This is a genomic window from Pantoea sp. 1.19 (genome assembly GCF_001922585.1).
Lineage (GTDB): Bacteria > Pseudomonadota > Gammaproteobacteria > Enterobacterales > Enterobacteriaceae > 1-19.
In genome coordinates this window covers 396,460-417,475 of record NZ_MRBS01000002.1, presented here as the reverse complement: position 1 = coordinate 417,475, position 21,016 = coordinate 396,460, and the positions used below count along the sequence as shown (strand labels likewise).

The 21,016-nt window shown below is 59.3% G+C and carries 19 protein-coding genes; 13 read left to right on the top strand and 6 right to left on the bottom strand.

Features of this window, described 5'->3' with window-relative positions:
• Window positions 1-164: 164 nt before the first annotated feature.
• The 7 genes from BS626_RS05885 (at window position 165) to BS626_RS05840 (ending at window position 9,261) form a co-directional block, all read left to right on the top strand.
• Complete coding sequence (locus BS626_RS05885; RefSeq protein WP_075181458.1) at window positions 165-2,291, top strand: ABC transporter permease subunit; 2,127 nt, start codon at window positions 165-167, stop codon at window positions 2,289-2,291.
• Window positions 2,288-3,931: a phosphate ABC transporter permease PstA gene (pstA, locus tag BS626_RS05880; protein ID WP_075181457.1), complete on the top strand. Its 1,644-nt coding sequence runs from the start codon at window positions 2,288-2,290 to the stop codon at window positions 3,929-3,931. Before BS626_RS05885 ends, pstA begins: the two co-directional genes overlap by 4 nt.
• Window positions 3,932-3,942: 11 nt before the next feature.
• Window positions 3,943-4,716, top strand: coding sequence for a phosphate ABC transporter ATP-binding protein PstB (pstB, locus tag BS626_RS05875; protein ID WP_075181456.1), 774 nt, complete (start codon window positions 3,943-3,945; stop codon window positions 4,714-4,716).
• Between the two features lie 393 nt (window positions 4,717-5,109).
• Window positions 5,110-5,628 (top strand): DUF2975 domain-containing protein, encoded by a 519-nt coding sequence (locus tag BS626_RS05870; RefSeq protein ID WP_075181455.1) that lies wholly within the window; start codon window positions 5,110-5,112, stop codon window positions 5,626-5,628.
• A 1-nt stretch (window position 5,629) separates the two neighbouring features.
• Window positions 5,630-5,833 (top strand): helix-turn-helix transcriptional regulator, encoded by a 204-nt coding sequence (locus tag BS626_RS05865; RefSeq protein ID WP_075181454.1) that lies wholly within the window; start codon window positions 5,630-5,632, stop codon window positions 5,831-5,833.
• A gap of 417 nt (window positions 5,834-6,250) precedes the next feature.
• Entirely contained in the window at window positions 6,251-7,096 is an 846-nt protein-coding gene (locus BS626_RS18295) for a hypothetical protein (protein ID WP_139308767.1), read from the top strand.
• 884 nt (window positions 7,097-7,980) lie between these two features.
• A complete protein-coding gene (locus tag BS626_RS05840) occupies window positions 7,981-9,261 on the top strand; it encodes an alpha/beta fold hydrolase (RefSeq protein ID WP_075181449.1) in 1,281 nt (426 codons plus the stop codon).
• Between the two features lie 131 nt (window positions 9,262-9,392).
• Here the strand turns inward: BS626_RS05840 and purN are convergent, their stop codons facing one another.
• The gene (purN, locus tag BS626_RS05835; protein ID WP_075181448.1) at window positions 9,393-10,031 is read right to left on the bottom strand and encodes a phosphoribosylglycinamide formyltransferase; all 639 of its coding nucleotides are present in this window, start codon (window positions 10,029-10,031) and stop codon (window positions 9,393-9,395) included.
• Complete coding sequence (gene purM, locus BS626_RS05830) at window positions 10,028-11,068, bottom strand: phosphoribosylformylglycinamidine cyclo-ligase (RefSeq protein ID WP_075181447.1); 1,041 nt, start codon at window positions 11,066-11,068, stop codon at window positions 10,028-10,030. The genes purN and purM overlap by 4 nt, the downstream gene beginning before the upstream one ends.
• 242 nt (window positions 11,069-11,310) lie before the next feature.
• On the opposite strand from purM, the gene upp reads away from it, so the two are divergent.
• The 3 genes from upp to hda all read left to right on the top strand — a co-directional run bounded on the left by upp (window position 11,311) and on the right by hda (window position 14,079).
• Window positions 11,311-11,937 (top strand): uracil phosphoribosyltransferase, encoded by a 627-nt coding sequence (upp, locus tag BS626_RS05825; RefSeq protein WP_075181446.1) that lies wholly within the window; start codon window positions 11,311-11,313, stop codon window positions 11,935-11,937.
• A 64-nt stretch (window positions 11,938-12,001) separates the two neighbouring features.
• Window positions 12,002-13,282, top strand: a complete 1,281-nt coding sequence (uraA, locus tag BS626_RS05820) for a uracil permease (protein ID WP_075181445.1) — start codon at window positions 12,002-12,004, stop codon at window positions 13,280-13,282.
• 95 nt (window positions 13,283-13,377) lie between these two features.
• Window positions 13,378-14,079, top strand: coding sequence for a DnaA inactivator Hda (hda, locus tag BS626_RS05815; protein ID WP_075181444.1), 702 nt, complete (start codon window positions 13,378-13,380; stop codon window positions 14,077-14,079).
• Here the strand turns inward: hda and arsC are convergent.
• Window positions 14,068-14,427: an arsenate reductase (glutaredoxin) gene (gene arsC, locus BS626_RS05810; RefSeq protein WP_075181443.1), complete on the bottom strand. Its 360-nt coding sequence runs from the start codon at window positions 14,425-14,427 to the stop codon at window positions 14,068-14,070. The two genes, hda and arsC, sit on opposite strands and share 12 nt — an antisense overlap.
• 14 nt (window positions 14,428-14,441) lie before the next feature.
• Window positions 14,442-15,902, bottom strand: coding sequence for a M48 family metallopeptidase (locus BS626_RS05805; RefSeq protein ID WP_075181442.1), 1,461 nt, complete (start codon window positions 15,900-15,902; stop codon window positions 14,442-14,444).
• Window positions 15,903-16,217: 315 nt separating this feature from the next.
• On the opposite strand from BS626_RS05805, the gene BS626_RS05800 reads away from it, so the two are divergent.
• Together BS626_RS05800 and BS626_RS05795 are read left to right on the top strand one after the other, a co-directional pair.
• On the top strand, window positions 16,218-17,783 hold the full coding sequence (locus BS626_RS05800) for a sensor domain-containing diguanylate cyclase (RefSeq protein WP_075181441.1): 1,566 nt from the start codon (window positions 16,218-16,220) through the stop codon (window positions 17,781-17,783).
• 43 nt (window positions 17,784-17,826) lie between these two features.
• Window positions 17,827-18,891, top strand: a complete 1,065-nt coding sequence (locus tag BS626_RS05795) for an AI-2E family transporter (RefSeq protein WP_075181440.1) — start codon at window positions 17,827-17,829, stop codon at window positions 18,889-18,891.
• Between the two features lie 34 nt (window positions 18,892-18,925).
• Here BS626_RS05795 and bcp read toward each other — a convergent pair whose 3' ends face one another.
• Both bcp and BS626_RS05785 read right to left on the bottom strand, forming a co-directional pair.
• Window positions 18,926-19,393: a thioredoxin-dependent thiol peroxidase gene (bcp, locus tag BS626_RS05790; protein WP_075181439.1), complete on the bottom strand. Its 468-nt coding sequence runs from the start codon at window positions 19,391-19,393 to the stop codon at window positions 18,926-18,928.
• A complete protein-coding gene (locus BS626_RS05785) occupies window positions 19,371-19,964 on the bottom strand; it encodes a glycine cleavage system transcriptional repressor (protein ID WP_075181438.1) in 594 nt (197 codons plus the stop codon). Before BS626_RS05785 ends, bcp begins: the two co-directional genes overlap by 23 nt.
• 171 nt (window positions 19,965-20,135) lie before the next feature.
• On the opposite strand from BS626_RS05785, the gene dapA reads away from it, so the two are divergent.
• On the top strand, window positions 20,136-21,014 hold the full coding sequence (gene dapA, locus BS626_RS05780) for a 4-hydroxy-tetrahydrodipicolinate synthase (protein WP_075181437.1): 879 nt from the start codon (window positions 20,136-20,138) through the stop codon (window positions 21,012-21,014).
• Window positions 21,015-21,016: the final 2 nt, after the last annotated feature.

Here is a 21,016-nt window from a genome sequence, read left to right as displayed (position 1 = left end):
GCAGCCGGTCGGGTTGCCCGTCAGCGGAAGAGACACTCGCTGGTCAGCAGTATCCACGTTCATTATGGCGAGAGTATGGCAAGAAAGTCCAGGTACGCCGATTGTGTTCTCAAGGGGTTACGGGCAACATACTCCGTCCAACCCACAGGGGCCGAACTTTGCTCATGGATAAACATCCCATTCCCGCGTCATTCAGCGATCGCCGCCGCCTGCTGTGGGACCGGCTCACGCGCGGCCTGGTGACCGTTAGCGCCGTCAGCGTGATGCTGGTGATGCTGCTGCTGTTTGGCTGGCTGCTGTGGGTGGTGTTGCCGCTGTTCGCCTCGCCGACCTTTTCACCCTCCGCCGCGAACGCGCTGCCGGCCAGTCTGCTGCCAGCTCGTGTCCTCGGCCTTGACGCCGACCAGCGGACCGGCTGGCGTATTGATAACGCCGGCGAGGGACGCTTTTTTTCGCTGCCCGACGGGGCGATTGCCGCCGGCCAGGCGCTTTCCGATCGGCGGCCGCTGCGTCAGGTTGCCACCAACCGTGACGGTAGCGCGCTGGCGCTGGCCGATGCCGACGGGCGCCTGCACCTGGTAACGGTCGATCTCAGTCAGCCGGCGGCCCCGCGCTGGCGTTTTCCTTTTGCGCCGGAACTGACGGTGCCCGAGGTGGGCCGTCTTCGCGCGCTGGCGCTGGCCACCGGCGAGGGCGACCGCTGGACGCTGGCAGTGAGCGGCGAGCGCGGCAGCATGCTGCTGCGTCTGCGGCCCGGTGCCGCGCCGCAGCGACAGTGGCTGGCGGAGATCCCGGCTGAACGCCTGCTGCTTACGCCGGACGGCCAGCAACTCTATCTGCAGCAGCAGCAGCAGTTGACGCTGTGGCATACCGGTAGCGGATTGCCTCGACTGCGCGAGCGCGTGGCGTTACCGCGACCGCCGCTGGCGCTGGCGCTGCTCGGCGGCGGTGCCTCGCTGCTGGTGGCCGATGATCAGGGCATCAGTCAGTGGTTTGATGTGCCCGGCAGCGACGGGCCGCAGCTGACCTTTATTCGCCGGGTGGCGGGAACCGATGGCCACCGGCATTTGCTGGTGGAGCCGCTGCGCCGGGTATTTGCCACCCTCAGCCCGGCGGGTGAGCTCACGCTGTTCAGCAGCAAGCGCGAAGGGGCGCTGGCCCGTGAAGCGCTGGGCACCGGGATCTCCGCGCTGCGTTTTTCCCCGCACGGCGATGGGCTGCTGCTCGAGCGTGCTGGCCAGTGGCAACATTACCGTGTCGATAACCCCTGGCCGGATCTCAGCTGGCGCAGTCTGTGGCAGAAAGTGTGGTATGAACACTATCCGGCACCGGACTGGGTGTGGCAATCCAGCGCGGCCAGTGATAACTATCAGGCTAAATTCAGCCTGGTACCGATGGTCAGCGGTACGCTGAAGGCCGCCGGGCTGGCGCTGCTGTTTGCGACGCCGCTGGCACTGGCGGCGGCGATCTACACCGCGTGGTTTATGTCGCCGGGGCTGCGTCGGGTGGTAAAACCGGCGATGGAAATGATGGGGGCGCTGCCGAGCGTGGTGGTTGGGCTGATTGCCGGACTGTGGCTGGCGCCGACGCTGGGCGACCGGCTGATCGGCGTGCTGCTGCTGCCGGTGGTGCTGACGCTGACGCTGTTGGGCTGCGCCTGGTGCAATGCCCGGCTGCCGGAGCGCTGGCGGCAGCGCCCCGGGCGCGAGATGCTGATCCTGATCCCGCTGCTGCTGCTGGTCAGCGGCGTAACCCTGTGGCTGGTGCCGATGCTCACCGGCGAAGCTTTTACCGCCCGCTGGCGCGACGGCTACGAGCAGCGCAATCTGCTGGTGGCCGGCGTGGCGATGGGGTTTGCGCTGGTGCCGCTGATCTTTACCCTTGCAGAAGATGCGCTGTTTAGCGTGCCGGTCGAGCTGAGTCAGGCTTCGCTGGCGCTCGGTGCGACGCCGTGGCAGACGCTGGTGCACGTGGTTTTGCCGGGCGCTTCGGCCGGTATTTTTGCCGCGCTGATGATCGGCTTCGGTCGCGCGATCGGCGAAACCATGATTGTACTGATGGCCGCGGGTAACACGCCGCAAACTGACGGTGGGCTGTTTCACGGTCTGCGTACGCTGGCCGCCAACGTGGCGATTGAGATGCCGGAAGCCGCGGCCGGCAGTGCCCACTATCGCGTGCTGTTTCTCAGCGCGCTGGTGTTGCTGCTGTTTACACTGGTGGTGAATACGCTGGCCGAGTGGGTGCGCCACGGTCTGCGCCAGCGCTATCAGGCCACCGGAGGCCGGGGATGAGCCACGCGCAGCGACAAAATCGCCGCTGGCGCTGGCTGACCGCCGGCGCGGTGGCATTCAGCCTGCTGGCGTTTACGCTGCTGATTGCGCTGCTGGCCTGGCAGGGACTGCGCTATTTCTGGCCGCAGCCGCTGACGCTGTTCACCCTGAGCGATGGGCGCGGTGCCCTGCTGGGGGAGGTGGTGTCGGACCGGATCCTTAGCCGCGAAGCACTGGCCCAGCGCGGCATGACGCTACCGGCCGGCGTGCAGGCGCAGCGTCGCTTCGTGATTCACGTCGGCGGCGATGCGCAGCGTGCTCCCGGCAGCGCGTTTCGCTCGCTGACCGCTGACGATATCGTTTCCCGCCAGCGGCCTGCGGATGCGCTGGCGCTGCAGCGTCGCAGCGTCGGGATGAGCTGGGGCTGGCTGAGCGGACTGGAAGAGCAGGGGCAGCCGCTGGTGGCTGGCGATCTGCAGGCGACGCTGCGCCACCGGCTGGCGCAGGCCGATGCCAGCGTCAGGCAGGCGGATCGGCTGCGGCGGGTGACCCTGGCGCGGCTCAACGATCGGCTGGAGAGGCTGGAGACGGATCGCACTCGCCGGCAGTCTACCGGGCGCTTTGATGCCGAAGCGCAGTCGCGCTACCGCGCCGACCGCGCGGCGCTGACGCGGCAGTTTAGCCGGCTCAGCGATCGGTTGCGGATGCTCACCGCGGAGAGCGAGCGCACCCGTCTGGTACTGCGCGATGCCGACGGTCAGCTGCAGCGTATTCCGCTGGCCGACATCCGCGCCTTCTGGTATCCCAATACCCTGAGCTTCCGGGCTAAACTGCAGCAGTTTGCCGACCAGCTCTGGCATTTTGTCAGCGACTCTCCCGGCGCCGGGCAGGCGCAGGGCGGGGTTTTTCCGGCTATCTTCGGGACCGTACTGATGGTGCTACTGATGTCGGTGATGGTGATGCCGCTGGGCGTGATTACCGCCGTCTGGCTGCATGAGTACGCCGGTAATCACGCGCTGGCCCGGCTGGTACGTATCGCCGTGGTGAATCTGGCCGGCGTGCCGTCGATTGTCTACGGCGTATTTGGGCTGGGGTTCTTTGTCTGGCTGGTCGGCGGCAGCGTTGATCGCCTGCTGTTCAGCGACGCGCTGCCGAATCCCACCTTTGGGGCGCCAGGCTTACTGTGGGCGGCCTTAACCCTGGCCCTGCTGACCCTGCCGGTGGTGATTGTCGCCACCGAGGAGGGACTCTCGCGTATTCCGCCGGAGCTGAAGCTGGGGGCGATGGCGTTGGGCGCGACGCGCAGCGAAGCGCTGCGGCAGATCACCCTGCCGCTGGCGGTGCCGGCGATGCTAACCGGATTGATTCTGGCGGTGGCGCGCGCCGCCGGTGAGACCGCGCCGCTGATGCTGGTTGGTGTGGTGAAATCGGCGCCCGAGCTGCCGGTGGATGCGGTCTTCCCCTGGTTACACCTCGATCGTCAATTTATGCATCTCGGTTTTCATATCTACGATCTGGCGTTTCAACATCCGGATGCCGATGCGCAGCAGCCGCTGGTGTTTGCCACCGCGCTGCTGCTGGTGCTGATCATTCTTAGCCTGAATCTGCTGGCGATGGGGCTGCGCCACCGCCTGCGCGAACGATACCGAACGCTGACTTAAGGGAGCTTATCATGACCGATAACGTCGCGCCGCGCGCCGCGATGGTGCTGCAGAACATTTCACTGTGGTATGGTGATAAACAGGCGCTTAGCCAGATCAATCTGGCGCTGCCGCGTCAGCGTATTACGGCGCTGATTGGTCCTTCTGGCTGCGGGAAATCAACGCTGCTGCGCTGCCTGAACCGCATGAACGATCCGATTGACGGTCACCGGATAGAAGGTGACATTCTGCTGGAGGGGCGCTCCATTTTGCAGGGAGGCCCGTCGCTGCCCGCGCTGCGCCGCCGGGTTGGGATGGTGTTTCAGCGTCCCAATCCCTTTCCCCAGTCTATCTATGACAACGTGACTTACGGCCTGCGCCTGCAGGGCGTGCGCGACAGGCGGGTGCTGGATGAGGCGGTGGAGCGGGCGCTGCGCGCCGCTGCGCTCTGGCCGGAAGTCAAACATTGCCTGCGACAGCCTGCGCTGACGCTCTCCAGTGGACAGCAACAGCGGCTGGTGATAGCCCGTGCCATCGCGGTGGAACCGGAGGTGTTATTGCTGGATGAGCCCACCTCCGCGCTGGATCCCCTCTCTACGCTGGTGATTGAGGAGCTGATGACGACCCTGAGCCAGCGCTTCACCTTGCTGTTGGTTACGCACAACATGCAGCAAGCGGCACGCGTCTCCGATTACACCGCTTTTTTGCACCAGGGGACACTGGTCGAGTTTGCTGACACCGACACCTTGTTCACCACGCCGCGGCAGCGGCGCACGGAAGAGTACATCACCGGTCGCTTTGGGTAATCCCAGCGATCAGGGCGATGCGCTCGGGCAGGGGGACGCCGCTTCCGCTCAGCGGTAGGTGGCCTGCGGATCAGGCTGGTGATATCAGGTCTGCGTCACCGGGGCTGAAAGCGGGGCGTCGCGCGGTTAACTGTGGTGGTATTAAAAAATGAAATTAACGACAATCCCAGAATTTTACGCCTTAAAAGTATCGATATTTTATTTTTTAATCTGGATTTCAGGGTTTTAATATTTATTATCAATGCCTTACATCTGTTATTGAAAAACAATAATTTCTTGCTTTGTTATCGATAAACAATAATAATTGCCGCGTGGCCGATACTTAACCGTATCACCATGCTGAGCAATACCATACATGAAACAGGGCAAGTGGCTTACTGCCAAGGAGAGGAGATGAACAATTCAAAAAAACTCAAAATATGCTGTAAGATGATGGAGTACTTTTTGTTTTTTAGCGTTGTATTTATTCCTGTGTTAGGTCAGGTGCGGGCCTGGCTACCGAATGATACGGTGATTCAGGGATTTCACATTAGCACAGATTGTCAAAGTGTTTTCAACAGTGAGTTATCGAGGTTCACCCAGGCTGTGATTTTCTTGTGTTCTGATATGATCGTCAGTTTTCTACTTTGTCAGTTGTATCTGCTGTTCAAGAGTATCAGAGTGAGAGGCGTATTTAACTTTTTCCAGGTTAAACGAATTTATATTACAGGAGGGTGTTTTATCATCCTGGCCGTCTATCATCTTGCTACGGATATGATAATGTCACTGTACCATGCAAAGGCCGGTGAGGTAGAGGTATATATTGATCTTAACAATATAATATATATCCCAATTGGTATCGGGTTGTTTATTCTTGCCTTCGTGCTGAAAATAGCGAATGCGCTGCAAGAAGAACAAGAGCTGGTAATATAATATGGCCATAAAAATCCGACTGGATGAGTTGCTTAAGGCCAGAGGGATAACCTCCAAGGAGCTGGCTAAAGAAATTGATATAACAGAAGCTAATTTATCTATTTTAAAAAGCGGTAAAGCCAGGGCGATCAGGTTCTCAACGCTTGAAAAAATATGTACTTATCTTGATTGCCAGCCGGGTGATATTTTGACTTATGAAAGTTAACGAGCTGTGTTAACGTTGAAAAATGGAGCGCATTATGAGGGTGTTCACTGTTATGGCTATCGCTTTCTTATCTGCTGCGTGCGTCAGCCCGGAACAGCAGTTTAATATGGATAAGTCGCAGTGCGAGAAATTCGGATATAAGGTGGGGTCAGATAAGTATTCTGACTGTCTGAAAGACATTCATCTACAGCGTAACGATCTCGATCAGCGAGAAGAGAGTCATATGATGAATTATATGAAGTAATCATCTAATCGCATAAAAAAGCAAACCCACCACGGGCTTTAATATCGATGCGCGTCATTATCGGCATTTTTAAAAATGAGTGTAATAAAGTTGTTGCATCGTTTAAAAATGAATGCACCGGGTTTTTAACAACTGATCTGTCCGGGGATGAAAACACCATGGAGATATAATTAATGCTTAAAGCTAAGGTCTATTCTGTAGTCATTTACGTGCTGGTGACCGTTGCGTTTCTTCTGGTATTTATCTATACGGTGGAACAACATAAAGAGCGGCCGTCCACCGGGGTTGATTGTGCAGGAAGGTTTAGCATCAGCGATGAGGAAGGGGAGTATGCGGATGAGGCGATGCGAAATTTTTTCAAGTCCGTGAATGTTAACAACCGCCTCGATAGCGTAGTAATAAAAATGGAGGGTGACGCCATTTCTATGGATGGACATTTATCCTATCGTAGCCTGAAGGATTTTGCCAGGTTATTAAAAAATAACAGCGAGGTAAATACGTTTAAAATATCTTCTCAAGGTGGTGTAACTGTCATAGGTTTATGCTTTGCAGAACTCATCAAAATGAGGAATATGGACGTTGACATTGTGGGTGAGGTTTTTTCCTCTGCGGCTAATTATATTTTTGTTGCCGGAAATAAAAAATTTCTTCACAAGCACTCCGTTGTTGGTTTTCATGGTGGTGAAGCATCGGAAAAATTTAATGACCTGGAGGGTGAAGGTTTAACGGCTGATGACTCGCTGGACAGTAGCGTGTTAGGACATAAAAACGCAATTAAACTGGAGTCTGATTTCTATCAAAGGAATGGCGTGGATATTAATCTGGTCAAACTGGGGCAACATGAAAAGTTCAGCTCCCATGCGAAAGATAGGGACATCGTAGGATGGACCTATACCCTGGACGCGATGAAGGCGCTGGGCGTGAAAAACATTGTTCCGGTAGCGGGAGAGTGGGCGCCGAATGTCACATTTAAACACGGTGGTAAGTTATTTATTATTACGGAGAAAGAGGTATTGTGACGGCACGCGCATCCGTCATTATACCCGCGTTGGGGACAGAATCGCTATTTTAATCAAGGTGTTGGCAGGACAATGCGCGGGTGTCGTCGCGCATTGTCCTGTGTGGCGTGGGCAAGATTATACTGCTCCAGGCGCTTACCACGATGTGGCAAAGCCTCAGCAAAAAGCGAAAGACGCGGGTAACCGGGCCGCCGAACGTTGCTGTGCTGGATCAGATAACCATGAATGTTTCCCGCCTCTCTGCTAAGCCGCCGTCGGGGCGCCTGATTCACGGTCTCTACCTCAGGTCAGCCTGAGGGAAGCCTTCCGGAGCTGCCTGGATGGCCGCGCCTCTCACTGGGCGGCCGCAAGAACGTTTTCACGGGGCGTAGGGCGGATGCTTTTCAGCACATTTTAACACGTTGCTCTCCAGGAAAGCGGGCCTGCCATCCCGGATGGGAAGGGAAGACGAGGCGGTGTGTTAACCGCAATACGCCCCGCGCGTACCGACTGCCCGCTGTCAGCCTGCGCGATGGGAAGCCCGATGTTCACCCGGCGCGCGATCTTATTTTTGAAGCCATCTGACTTTTTCACCTTGCGGGGGGCGTTAACCGATGGACGGAATGTTTTATTTCAGGGCAATCACCCCGTTTTGCGTATGGCTCGTGACGAGTATAACGACTTACGCAAGCCAGGCGACCTCCCTGAGATGGGATTCTTGCCTGCACGCTGAGTTTCACACCTGGTTTCAATCGCCACCTCTCGACTCACTGCGCTGTGGATGGTTGGTCGTGCCACTTCAGTATAAAATAGGCACCAGTATTGCCGCGGATCAGAGCGATAAAACGGTCAGGCTTGCTGTAACCCTGCTACCGGCAACGGGCGTGCGAAAGGGGAGTGTGGTGATGATAGCGGGCGGTCCGGGCATGCCAGGCATTCAGCCCTCGCTCTCCCCTGAACAGCCCGTTGCCAGGCTGCGGGAATCCTGGGATATCGTCGCGTATGATGCCAGGGGCGTCGGGCGCTCGACGCCAACGATTCGCTGCAAAAATGGGTATCAGGCCAATGCTGATGCTAACGATACGCAGCGAGATGCCTATAGTATGCTCGAGGGCTGCATCAAAAACACGGGCGTTGAGGTACTGAAGCACATGGGGACCGACGAAGCGGTTAACGATGTTGATCGTATCCGGCAGGCACTGCAGGAAAGTAAGCTGACCGCCGTGGCATATTCGTACGGTACCCAGGTTGCGGCACTTTACGCTGAACGCTTCCCGACTTCCGTTCGGGCTATCGTACTGGATGGCGTTGTCGATCTGGATGAAGCGAAAAATGATTATGCCCTACAGCTTAATCAGTCAAAGTCTTATCAGCATACTTTTGAACGATTTACCGCCTGGTGTGCCAAAACCGGACGCTGTCCATTATCCCCCGATAAAACGCGCGCGACAGCGCAATTCCAAAATTTATTAAGCTGGCTGCGGGCCTCTCCGGTTTACAGCCTGCAAGGGCGGAAAGTGTCTGACGATGAGCTGATATTGCTGACCACCGATCTGCTGCTTTGGCGGTCGGACTGGCCGGTATTAGCGAGGGCAGTCAGTGAGTTAGATCGTGGAGAGGTGAGTAAAGAAATAACCGACAGGCTGGAGGATTATGCCAGCACCTATGGTGATATGGATGCATTAAACGTGATCAGCTGCCTCGATCAATCCCTGCCGCCACTCAGTCAGCATGAGATTAACGTGCAAAAAAAACGTCTCAGAGAGGCTTTCGCGGCAACGTACTCCGGGTCCGGGGAAAATCGTCTCCCCGATCTCTGTGAGATATGGCCATGGCGAAATCATGTCCATGCTTCACGCCCTGCTACCGCTCCTCCTCTGCCCCCGCTACTGTTTGTTGCACAGCGCTATGATCCGACGACGCCGTGGCACAACGCCAGAGCGATGGCCAGCAAGTTTAACAGTCCACTGGTCACGCTGGAGGGGGATGGGCATACGCTGGCACTGAGTGGCATTAATCGCTGCGTTGATCGCGCCGTGGTGGCATATGTGCTGGAACCGGAAAAAAAACGCGATGAGACTTTTTGCCTGCCGGCAGAAGAGGTGGACGGGGAGGAGCCCTTCACTCCGTACTCCCTTCCTCCCGCGGTCGACAGCGCAGGTCAGCAGGAGGGGCAGGAGTCATAAGCGGGCTGCGGCTGCGGTAAACGGGCCGGGGTGCGGCCCGGAGAATTGACCGATGCAGACCCGGGGCCGGGCGTGAGTCGGCGGGAAAAGAGGCCGGCTGAGCGCCACCGGGAAGAGGATGAGGCCGGCGATCACTCGCCGGCGTAGCCCTGCGGCGGTAGGCGCTGGCCATCCAACCAGGCGGCGCCGTCGCGCAGCGTGAGGCGTCCCTGCATAAACCAGCTCACGACCAGCGGATAGATGGCGTGCTCCTGATGCTGTACCCGGGCGGCGACCTCCGCTTCGCTGTCCTGGGCAAAGATAGGCACCCGCGCCTGTAAAATTACCGGTCCGCCGTCCAGCTCTTCGGTGACAAAATGCACAGAGGTACCGTGCTGCTCATCCCCATTCGCGATCGCTCGCCGGTGGGTGTGCAGGCCGGGATAGCGCGGCAGCAGGGAAGGGTGGATATTGAGCATCCGTCCCTGCCAGTGCTGCACAAACGCCGGGCTGAGGATGCGCATGTAGCCCGCCAGTACCACCAGGTCCGGAGCATAGCGATCGATCTCAGCCATCAGCGCCTGATCAAACGCTTCGCGGTCAGCAAAGTCGCGCACGTCCAGCGCGTGGGCGGGAATGCCCGCCTCGCGGGCGCGGGTCAGGCCGTAGGCGTCGGCCTGGTTACTGAAGACGGCCGCGAGACGGCCGTCAATGCGCCCCTGCTGGCAGGCGTCAATGATCGCCTGCAGGTTGCTGCCGCTGCCGGAGATCAGTACGACGATGCGCTTCATGGGTTAATCACTACCTGCTCGCCGCCGTCGGTGGCGGCGATCACGCCGATTTTCCACGCCTGCTCGCCGGCGTCGGTCATCAGCTGCACCGCTTTATCGGCATCCGCCGCGCTCAGCGCGATCACCATGCCCACGCCGCAGTTAAAGGTGCGGTACATTTCATGGCGGCTGACGTTGCCGGCCTGCTGCAGCCACTGGAATACCGGTGGCCACTGCCAGCTGGATTCTTCCAGCACCGCCTGGGTGTTGTCCGGCAGCACGCGCGGAATGTTTTCCCAGAAGCCGCCGCCGGTAAGGTGCGCAATGGCGTGGACGTCCATCTGCGCAATCAGGCTGAGGATATTCTTGACGTAGATACGGGTGGGAGCCAGCAGGTGATCGGCCAGCGTGGTGCCGGCCAGCGGCGTCTGCTCCGGGTCGGTGCCGCTGACTTCCAGAATTTTACGCACCAGCGAATAGCCGTTGCTGTGCGGGCCGCTGGAGCCGAGGGCGATCAGGACATCGCCGTCCTGTACCTTGCTGCCGTCGATGATCTCGGCTTTCTCTACCACGCCCACGCAGAAACCGGCCACGTCATAATCTTCGCCGTGGTACATGCCGGGCATCTCGGCGGTCTCCCCGCCAACCAGCGCGCAGCCGGACTGGGTACAGCCTTCGGCAATACCGGTGATGACGCTGGCTGCCGTATCGACGTCCAGCTTGCCGGTGGCATAGTAGTCAAGGAAGAACAGCGGCTCGGCGCCCTGTACCACCAGGTCATTGACGCACATTGCTACCAGGTCGATGCCGATGGTGTCGTGGCGTTTCAGATCCATCGCCAGGCGCAGCTTGGTGCCGACGCCGTCGGTGCCGGAGACCAGCACCGGCTCACGGTATTTTTGCGGTAGCGCACACAGGGCGCCAAACCCCCCCAGGCCACCCATCACTTCCGGGCGACGCGTTTTTTTCACTACGCCTTTGATACGATCGACAAGAGCGTTACCGGCATCGATATCTACACCGGCGTCTTTGTAACTCAGAGAGGTTTTTGCGGTCACAGCGATTTCCCCACGCATATGCGGTTGGTGGTATGAACATGAAGCGCGGCAATTCTACCAGCGCAGGCAAACGTTTGCGAGTGCCATCTGCCCCCCGTTTTGCCAGCCGGTGATTTTTCGACGATGATCTTCTCAGCCGCGAATTTTTCGCGAATTGTCACCGGTCATATGGTGTCAGCGACAAATAGCGCTATAATCTCGCGATTTTTTTTTCTGTTGCCATACACGTCGGGAGTACAAGCATGAAGATCGTGGAAGTGAAACACCCACTCGTTAAACACAAACTGGGCCTGATGCGTGAGAATGACATCAGCACCAAGCGTTTTCGTGAGCTGGCTTCAGAAGTCGGCAGCCTGCTGACCTACGAAGCCACCTCCGACCTGGAAACCGAGCGTGTGACTATTGAAGGCTGGAATGGCCCGGTGCAGGTTGAGCAGATTAAAGGCAAAAAAATCACCGTAGTACCGATCCTGCGTGCGGGCCTGGGAATGATGGAAGGGGTGCTGGAGCACGTGCCTAGCGCGCGCATCAGCGTGGTCGGGGTCTACCGCGATGAAGAGACCCTTGAGCCGGTGCCCTATTTCCAGAAGCTGGTCTCCAATATAGAAGAGCGCATGGCGCTGGTGGTGGATCCGATGCTGGCCACCGGTGGTTCAATGATCGCCACCATCGATCTGCTGAAAAACGCCGGCTGCAGCAGCATCAAGGTGCTGGTGCTGGTGGCCGCACCGGAAGGCATCGCCGCGCTGGAGAAGGCGCACCCGGACGTTGAACTCTACACCGCCTCGATCGATCAGGGGCTGAATGAGAAGGGCTATATCATTCCCGGACTCGGCGACGCCGGGGATAAGATTTTTGGCACAAAATAATGAAACACCAAGCCGACCGCAGAGTCGGCTTTTTATTGCCTGTAGAAGATGCAAGGGGAACACCATGACACGACGTGCGATAGGCGTTAGTGAGCGCCCACCGCTGCTGCAAACTATCCCGCTGAGCCTGCAACACCTGTTTGCAATGTTTGGCGCCACGGTACTGGTACCGATTCTGTTTCACATTAATCCGGCTACGGTGCTGCTGTTTAACGGCATCGGCACGCTGCTGTATTTGCTGATTTGTCGGGGGAAAATCCCGGCTTACCTCGGCTCCAGCTTTGCCTTCATTTCGCCAGTACTGCTGCTGCTGCCGCTCGGCTACGAGCTGGCGTTGGGCGGATTTATTCTTAGCGGTGCGCTGTTTTGCCTGGTGGCGCTGATCGTGAAAAAAGCCGGTACCGGCTGGCTGGACGTGATGTTTCCCCCGGCGGCGATGGGGGCGATTGTGGCAGTGATCGGCCTCGAGCTGGCGGGCGTGGCGGCCAATATGGCCGGGTTGTTGCCCGCGGAAGGGACCGCACCGGACGGCAAGGTGCTTACCGTGTCGCTGGTGACCCTGACGGTTACCGTGCTGGGGTCGGTGATGTTCCGCGGCTTTCTGGCGATTATCCCGATTCTGATTGGCGTGCTGGTGGGCTATGCGCTGGCGTTTTCGCTGGGCATGGTGGACTGGGCGCCGGTGTATCACGCCCCGTGGTTCGCGCTGCCCACGTTCTATACCCCGCGCTTCGAGTGGGCGGCGATGCTGACGATTCTGCCGGCGGCGCTGGTAGTGATTGCTGAGCATGTCGGTCATCTGGTCGTGACCGCCAATATCGTGAGAAAGGATCTGCTTCGCGATCCGGGCCTGCACCGTTCGATGTTTGCTAACGGCCTGTCGACGATGATCTCCGGATGGTTTGGTTCCACGCCAAACACCACCTACGGGGAGAACATTGGCGTGATGGCCATTACCCGCGTGTACAGCACCTGGGTTATCGGCGGGGCGGCGATTTTTGCCATCCTGCTCTCCTGCGTTGGCAAACTGGCGGCGGCCATTCAGGCGGTGCCAGTGCCGGTGATGGGTGGCGTTTCGCTACTGCTGTACGGAGTGATTGGCGCCTCGGGGATCCGCGTGCTGATTGAATCGAAGGTGGATTATAACAAGGCGCAAAACCTGATCCTGACCTCGGTTATCCTGATCATCGGCGTCAGCGGCGCGAAGGTCCACGTAGGGGCCGCCGAGCTAAAAGGCATGGCGCTGGCTACGCTGGTGGGCATCGCCCTGGCGCTGATTTTTAAAGTGATTTCACTGATTGCACCGGAAGAGCCGGTGGAGGAACGTGAGGCGGATCGCCCCTGATCCCGCTGCCGCGCGCGGGCGATCCCGCCCGTGGCACGCGGTCGGTTTTGTGGTAGAATTCCGGCGTTTATTGCCATCGCGGATTTGAGGTACTTCTGAACGCATCGGCGCAGCTTTCGCTGCCACTCTTTTTGCCTGATGATGAAACCTTCGCCAGTTTCTGGCCGGGGGACAACGCCGCGCTGCTGGCGGCGCTGCATGCGGCGCTGACTCAGGAACACGGTAGCTATCTCTATTTCTGGTCGCGTGAGGGCGGCGGACGCAGTCATCTGCTGCACGCCGCCTGCGCCGCACTGTCGGCCCGCGGCGATGCGGTGGGCTATGTGCCACTGGATAAGCGCACCTGGTTTGTACCGGATGTGCTGGAAGGCATGGAGCAGCTGTCGCTAATCTGCATTGACAATATTGAATGCATCGCCGGCGATGCGCCCTGGGAGCTGGCGATTTTTGACCTCTACAATCGCATTCTGGAAACCGGCAAAACGCGGCTGCTGATCACCGCTGACCGCCCGCCGCGCCAGCTTAACCTGGGCCTGCCCGATCTCGCTTCCCGCCTTGACTGGGGACAAATTTATCGTCTGCAGCCGCTGTCGGATGAGGATAAGCTGCAGGCGCTTAAGCTGCGCGCCGGCCAGCGCGGCTTTGAACTGCCCGACGATGTCGGGCGCTTTTTGCTCAAGCGGCTGGATCGCGAGATGCGTACCCTGTTTGAGACCCTGGACCAGTTGGACAAAGCCTCTATTTCCGCCCAGCGTAAGCTGACCATCCCGTTCGTGAAAGATACGCTAAGCCTGTAGGATCTCCAGCACCTGCTCCGGCGGTCGCCCCAGTCGCGCCTGGTCGTTGCAGACCACAACTGGCCGCTCAATCAGCTGCGGATGGGCCGCCATCGCCGCCAGCAGCGCGGCCTGACTCAGCGAGGCCTCCCCGAGATTCAGCGCGCGATACAGCGGCTCTTTTTGCCGCATCAGCTGGCGGGCATCCTGCATGCCTAACTGCCGCAGCAGACGCTGCAGCGTGGCCGTATCCGGCGGCGTTTGCAGATAGAGGATAACGTCCGGCGTGATGCCCTGCGCCTGAATCAGCGCCAGCGTTTCGCGGCTTTTAGAGCAGCGGGGGTTATGCCATATGAAAACCGGGTGCATCGAGCTTCTCCTGATTAACGTTGATACTGTTTAAAGCGCAGCTGCAGCTGTCGCAGCTGATCGATACGCGCATCGTAGCGCGCCTGCTGCAGACTGCCCAGCGCCACCTGGCTGCTGGCGCTGCTGAGCGTGGTGATCGCCTGATCCAGCTGACCGCTGAGCGCCAGGCTCTCCGCGCGCGCCGCCAGCTCCTCGTCGCGCCGTCCCAGTGCCGCGGAGGCCTGCGCCAGCAGATCCCAACCGTTGCTGTCATCGGGGTGCGCGAAAGTGTAACGGTTAAGAATACGGCTGGCCGCTGCCGGCTGCTTCCCTTCAACCAGCGCATTGGCGAGGTTCAGCTGAATAACCGGACTGCGCGCCGCTTCGCCCTTAACCCCCTGCAGGCGGGCAATGGCGCGGGCCGCCTGCCCCTGACCGAGATCGATATCGGTCATGATATCCAGATACCAAATATTATCAGGATCTTGCGCCAGCATCGGTGCAATCAGCCGTTCAGCATTGGCATAGCTTTTGGCCTGTAAGAATTGCAGCGCCTGGCCGTAGCGTGCGGCCGCCTGCTGCCGGCTGTTGCCGCTCTGCCAGCTGTTCAGCAGCTCATCGGTTAGCTGATTACGTCCGGTTGCATACATGCCCAGCGCTCGCGCCTTTGCCATATAAAACGCCTGGGAGGAGTGGACCACCACCGGCTTCATCTGATTGGCGCGGTTGCGCGCGTCGGCCAGCCGGCTGTCGGGCAGCGGGTGGGTGAGCAGCATTTCCGGCGGTTTTGACGCGTAGCGCGTTTGGTCCGCCAGCTTCTGCAGAAAGTTTGGCATCGCCTCCGGATCAAATCCGGCGCGCGACAGCACCTGAATGCCAATGCGGTCCGCCTCCTGCTCATTGTTTTGCGTAAAGCTAATCACCCCCTGCTGGGAGCCGGCCAGCGTGCCGCTCAGTGCCGCCATGCCGGCCTGCGGGCTGGCCATCGCCAGGAGGATCGATCCCAGTGCACCCACCCAAGTGAGCGGGGCATTACGCTGCTGCTCCTCCATGGCGCGCGCCAGGTGGCGCTGGGTGACGTGGGAAATTTCGTGCGCCATGACCGAGGCCAGCTGGCTCTCGTTGTCGGCGTAGCGAAACAGCGCGGTGTGCAGCACGACGTTGCCGCCAAAAAACGCGAAGGCATTGATTTCATCGTTGCTGATCAGGAAAAAGTGAAACGGCGTGCGTACCGACCAGGCGTGGGACACCAGCCGCTGGCCCAGATCGTTGATATAGCCGTTAAGCAGGGGATCGTTAATCAGCGGGGCGCTGGCGCGCAGCTGGCGCACGTAGAAATCGCCCATCTGCAGCTCCTGATTAATGGACAGCGTGGCGCCGGCGGTGGTCCCCATATCGGGAAGGCGATCGGCGACGTCCGCCTGCACGGACAGGGTGCTGCCGCACGAGGCGATCAGCAGCGCGGTAAGCAGGCTTGTTTTCATCCGGGTTAGCATATTCCGTCCTGTAACCAGTACGTGAGAGGGGGCCGCGCGTGACAGCGGTGCGGCTGCCGCACCATCTTAACGGCACTCAGGACGGAAGGAAACGCCTGCGCGCGACCCGCCGGCGGGCGCGGCGCAGAAAAATCGCAGTGCCTGACGGCTGGCGCGAGGCGGAAATCCGGCGGCGTTTTTTTTCATCTGCCCGGCGGGTCACCGTTTCCGATCGGCCGGTGGGTGTGTACACTGAAATAACGCTGACGTTTTGGCGTTTCCTTTTCCCCAGCCGCGAGACTTCAGTGTGATGATCACCGTCAAGGTGCGACCAGAGTGAGACTCTCCTTATTTAAGCGAGATTTACGTACCCTGATTACCCTGCTGGCCATCGCCAGTATCGTGATCACGCTGGCTACCTCCCTGTACGCCAGCTGGCGCGTGCAGCGACAGGCGCTGATCGATACCACTCTGGAAGCCAATCGGGTCTACGCCACCAAGCTGGCGTCGACGACCGAGCTCTATTTTCAACAGGCGCAGTCCCAGCTCGCCTGGAGCGCCAGCCATCTCGCCGATCGCCTCAGCGATAGCGCCCTGCTGACGAGCGAAGTGACGCGGCTGCGCGAGCAGACCCACAGCTTTAACTCGGTGCTGATTGTTGATGCCCGCGGCTGGGTAAAAGGCGTCTCGCCGGAATCGCTGAAGCTGCTGGGACGTCAGCTGCGTACGGAAATTGCCCAGCAGGCGCTGACCGAGCGCAAACCATTGATCAGTCAGCCGGCCATTTCGGCTGCGAATAACCTGGTGGTATTTATCTCGTGGCCGATCTGGTCAAAGGAGGGAGAGTATCAGGGCTACGTGGGGGGAACCCTCTATCTGCGGCAGAAGAGTATTTTGCAGCAGCTACTGGGTGCGCAGTACTACCGCGACGGCTCCTCGCTGATGGTGAGCGACAGTGAAAACCGCGTGCTTTACCATCAGCAAATGAAACTGGTGGGCCAGAAGCGTCCGCCGCCGATCGGCAATGCCGCGCGCGAACAGCAGCAGAATGGCGCTCAGCAGGTAAGCAGCCCGCCGCAGCTGGTCGGCTATGCAGTGGTACCGACGCCCGGCTGGACCATTTATGCCATCAAACCGACGGAAAAGACCCTCGCGCCGTTAAGCGGCCTGCTGCTAAACGTACTGAAACACTCCCTGCCGGTGGTACTGCTGACCCTGATCGGCGCCTGGCTGCTGGCGCGGCTGATTGCGCTACCGCTGTGGCAGCTGGCGCGCAACGCCAGCCAGATGGATAACACCAGCGTCTCGACCGAGATCGGCCGCATTCGCTCGTGGTATTTTGAGTCGGCGCAAATTAAGCGCGCGCTGCTCACCGGTATCACGCTGTTTCAGGATAAGATTGGGCGTTTGCGGGTGGAGGTGCAGACCGATCCGCTCACCGGGCTGCTCAACCGGCGCGGCCTGACCGCAGTGCTGGAGTATTTCCTCGCTACCCGCCAGTCATTTGCCGTGCTGGCGCTGGATATTGACCACTTTAAGCGGGTTAATGATACCTGGGGGCACGAGCACGGCGATGCGGTGATTATCAGCGTGGCCCGACTGCTGCAGCAGCAGGCGCGGCAGAGCGATGTGGTGTGCCGCAACGGCGGCGAGGAGTTTTTAATGATCCTGCCCGCTACCGACCTCGGGCAGGGCGTGCAGATAGCTAACCGGCTGCGCGAGGCGATCGGATACAGCGCGCTGCCGCCGGTAGGTCAGGTTTCAGTCTCGATCGGCATTGCCGAGTGGCTGCCGGGCGGCGTCAGCATTGAGCAGACGCTACGCGAGGCGGATGCCGCGCTGTATCAGGCCAAGCGCGCCGGCCGCGACTGCGCGATCGCCGCCGGCGCGCCGTCGCACTGAGGTCTGCGCAACAGTCGGATTTTTTGTCATAAGGATGAAGGGCATGCTGGAATTGTTACTGCAGTGGTACCGCCGTCGCTTCAGCGATCCGCAGGCCATTGCCTTGCTGGTCATTTTGCTGGCCGGCTTTATTATTTTATTTTTCTTCAATGGCCTGCTGGCGCCGCTGCTGGTGGCGCTGGTGCTGGCCTATCTGCTGGAGTGGCCGACCTCACAGCTGCAGCGGGCCGGACTGTCGCGTTCGGCGGCAACCGGCATTGTGCTGATGCTGTTCGCCGGCCTGCTGTCGGTTGCGGTGCTGGTCATCGCGCCGCTGGTATGGCAGCAGGGCATCAACCTGGTGCGCGATACGCCGACCATGCTGAATACCCTCTACGGTTGGGCCGCCGGCTTGCCGAAGCGCTATCCGGCGCTGGTGGATGCCGGGGTGATTGATATCGTGGCGGAGAACCTGCGCGGCCGCCTGAGCGGCGTCGGAGAGTCGGTGGTGAAGTACTCGCTGGCTTCGCTGGTGGGGCTGATGACGCTGGCTATCTACCTGGTGCTGGTGCCGATGATGGTGTTTTTCCTGCTGAAGGATAAAACGCAGCTGCTGAACGGCGTGCGGCGCGTGCTGCCGCGCGATCGCGGCCTGGCCGGCCAGGTATGGAATGAAATGAGCCAGCAAATCAGCAACTATATCCGCGGCAAGGTGCTGGAGATGCTGGTAGTGGGCGTGGCCAGCTGGATCGCCTTTGCCGCGCTGGGCATGAACTATGCGCTGCTGCTGGCGGTACTGATTGGCTTCTCGGTGATGATCCCCTATATCGGGGCGCTGATGGTGACGCTGCCGGTGATAGGCGTCGGGCTGTTTCAGTGGGGGCTGGGCAGCGACTTCTGGACCATGCTGGTGGTCTATCTGGTGATTCAGGCGCTGGATGGCAACGTGCTGGTGCCGGTGCTGTTTTCCGAGGCGGTTAACCTGCATCCGCTGGTGATCATTTTGTCGGTAGTGATTTTTGGCGGGCTGTGGGGCTTCTGGGGCGTGTTTTTTGCCATTCCGCTGGCGACGCTGATTAAAGCGGTGGTGCACGCCTGGCCTGATACCCTGTACGGCGACGAGGCGTAAGCCTCCCCCGCCGGGGGAGGCGCGTTGCCGCCACTCAGGCGGCGGTGACGTACGCCAGCACGATATCGTGGTGGTTCGAGGTTTTGAAATTATCAAACACTTTTTCTACCGTGCCGTGGGCATCAATCAAAAAGCTGATGCGGTGGATACCGTCATAGGTTTTGCCCATAAAGGTCTTTTCGCCCCAGACGCCAAACTGCTCGCAGACCCGGTGATCTTCATCCGACAGCAGGGTGAAGTTCAGCAGCTCTTTTTCGGCAAAGCGGGAGAGTTTTTCCGGTTTGTCGGTACTGATGCCCAGCACCTCGACGCCGGCCTGCTTGAGCGCGTCAAGGTTGTCGCGCAGGCCGCAGGCCTGCACCGTACAACCCGGCGTCATCGCTTTCGGGTAGAAATAGACCAGTACGCGCTGTCCCCGGAAGTCGGCTAAATTGACCTGTTCGCCATCCTGATCGGGCAAGCTAAATGTCGGTGCAGTATCACCGGCTTTCAGTGGATTCATGACTGCTCTCCATTTTTTCTTCATGCGGTAAGTAATTGATGACACTCATCGTGCCCTGAGCTCCCAGTTCTGTACAGAGCTGGTTAAAAGCCTGTTCAACGTGCGACGCCTCGCCGCTGACCGGGCTGTGCGCGGTCATTTGAATATAGAGCTGCGGCGGGCGGCTGTCATTGCCGGCTTGGGTGCGCGACACCAGCTCCGCAATATTCATCTGCTGGCTGTCGAGCAGATTAGTGAAGCGTTCAATAATGTGCGCGGAATCTGGCACTTCGACCTGTATCCGCACGGTGGTCGGCATGGGCCTGCGCGGCGTGGCCTGCGTGCGCTTCATCACGATCAGCAGCTCCAGCTCCGCGCCCTTGAGTGGCAGGGTAGATTCAATCAGGTTAATGGCGTTCCAGCTGCCAGACAGCAGCATGATAAAAGTGAATTCGTCTCCGAGCATCGCCAGGCGACTATCTTCAATATTGCAACCGCAGCTGCTGACGTGTCGGGTGATGGCGTTAACGATCCCCGGGCGATCGACGCCCAGCGCGGTGATCACCAGATGGTGTGGCTGTGATTGCGACACAGTGAGGCTTCCTGTTGAACCCGCGCAGCGTGACGGGAGATTAGTAAGAGTAATAACCGTAAGGTAAACATAAAAAATACCCTCTGCCAAGGGCTGGAAGGGGCATGGCGGCTTGCTTTTCACTGCCGCTCAACCGTACCATGAGGCACAAGTTTGTGAAGGGGATGGCCAATGTTCACGGGAAGTATTGTTGCACTGATTACGCCGATGGATGACAAGGGTAATGTCTGCCGGGCGAGTTTGAAAAAACTGATTGATTATCACGTCGCCAGCGGCACCTCGGCGATGGTGTCCGTCGGCACCACCGGTGAATCCGCCACGCTGAGCCACGATGAGCACGGCGACGTGGTGATGATGACGCTGGAACTGGCCGATGGGCGTATCCCGGTCATTGCCGGTACCGGCGCCAACGCCACGGCGGAAGCGATTTCGCTGACCCGGCGCTTTGAAAACAGCGGCATCGTGGGCTGCCTGACCGTTACCCCTTATTATAATCGCCCCACCCAGGAAGGGCTGTTCCAGCACTTCTCCGCGATTGCTAACAGCACCGATCTGCCACAGATGCTTTATAATGTGCCATCGCGTACCGGCTGTGACATGCTGCCGGATACCGTTGGGCGGCTGGCGAAAATCAAAAATATTATCGGGATCAAAGAAGCCACCGGGAACTTATCCCGCGTCTCCCAGATCCAAGAGCGGGTCCATGACGATTTTATTATCGTCAGCGGCGATGATGCGTCCGCGCTGGATCTGATGCAGCTGGGTGGCCATGGGGTTATCTCCGTGACCGCAAACGTGGCCGCGCGCGAAATGGCGGCGCTGTGCACGCTGGCGCGTCAGGGCAACTTTGCCGAAGCGCGCCGTCTGAACCAGCGCCTGATGCCGCTGCACCATCAACTGTTTGTTGAACCGAACCCGATTCCGGTGAAATGGGCGGCAAAACAGCTGGAATTAATTGCTACCGATACGCTGCGTCTGCCGATGACGCCGATCACTGACGACGCGCGTCCGGTTGTTAGGCAGGCACTGCAACACGCAGGCCTGCTGTAAAA

Bases quoted from the DNA above. Each gene is read 5' to 3' on its own strand.
- BS626_RS05840 (WP_075181449.1), top strand. From the start codon at position 7,981: ATGATAGCGGGCGGTCCGGGCATGCCAGGCATTCAGCCCTCGCTCTCC.
- BS626_RS05870 (WP_075181455.1), top strand. From the start codon at position 5,110: ATGAACAATTCAAAAAAACTCAAAATATGCTGTAAGATGATGGAGTAC.
- BS626_RS05795 (WP_075181440.1), top strand. From the start codon at position 17,827: ATGCTGGAATTGTTACTGCAGTGGTACCGCCGTCGCTTCAGCGATCCG.
- dapA (WP_075181437.1), top strand. From the start codon at position 20,136: ATGTTCACGGGAAGTATTGTTGCACTGATTACGCCGATGGATGACAAG.
- bcp (WP_075181439.1), bottom strand. From the start codon at position 19,393: ATGAATCCACTGAAAGCCGGTGATACTGCACCGACATTTAGCTTGCCC.
- upp (WP_075181446.1), top strand. From the start codon at position 11,311: ATGAAGATCGTGGAAGTGAAACACCCACTCGTTAAACACAAACTGGGC.
- pstA (WP_075181457.1), top strand. From the start codon at position 2,288: ATGAGCCACGCGCAGCGACAAAATCGCCGCTGGCGCTGGCTGACCGCC.
- purN (WP_075181448.1), bottom strand. From the start codon at position 10,031: ATGAAGCGCATCGTCGTACTGATCTCCGGCAGCGGCAGCAACCTGCAG.
- BS626_RS05805 (WP_075181442.1), bottom strand. From the start codon at position 15,902: ATGCTAACCCGGATGAAAACAAGCCTGCTTACCGCGCTGCTGATCGCC.
- BS626_RS05885 (WP_075181458.1), top strand. From the start codon at position 165: ATGGATAAACATCCCATTCCCGCGTCATTCAGCGATCGCCGCCGCCTG.
- uraA (WP_075181445.1), top strand. From the start codon at position 12,002: ATGACACGACGTGCGATAGGCGTTAGTGAGCGCCCACCGCTGCTGCAA.
- arsC (WP_075181443.1), bottom strand. From the start codon at position 14,427: ATGCACCCGGTTTTCATATGGCATAACCCCCGCTGCTCTAAAAGCCGC.
- BS626_RS05865 (WP_075181454.1), top strand. From the start codon at position 5,630: ATGGCCATAAAAATCCGACTGGATGAGTTGCTTAAGGCCAGAGGGATA.
- pstB (WP_075181456.1), top strand. From the start codon at position 3,943: ATGACCGATAACGTCGCGCCGCGCGCCGCGATGGTGCTGCAGAACATT.
- BS626_RS18295 (WP_139308767.1), top strand. From the start codon at position 6,251: ATGCTTAAAGCTAAGGTCTATTCTGTAGTCATTTACGTGCTGGTGACC.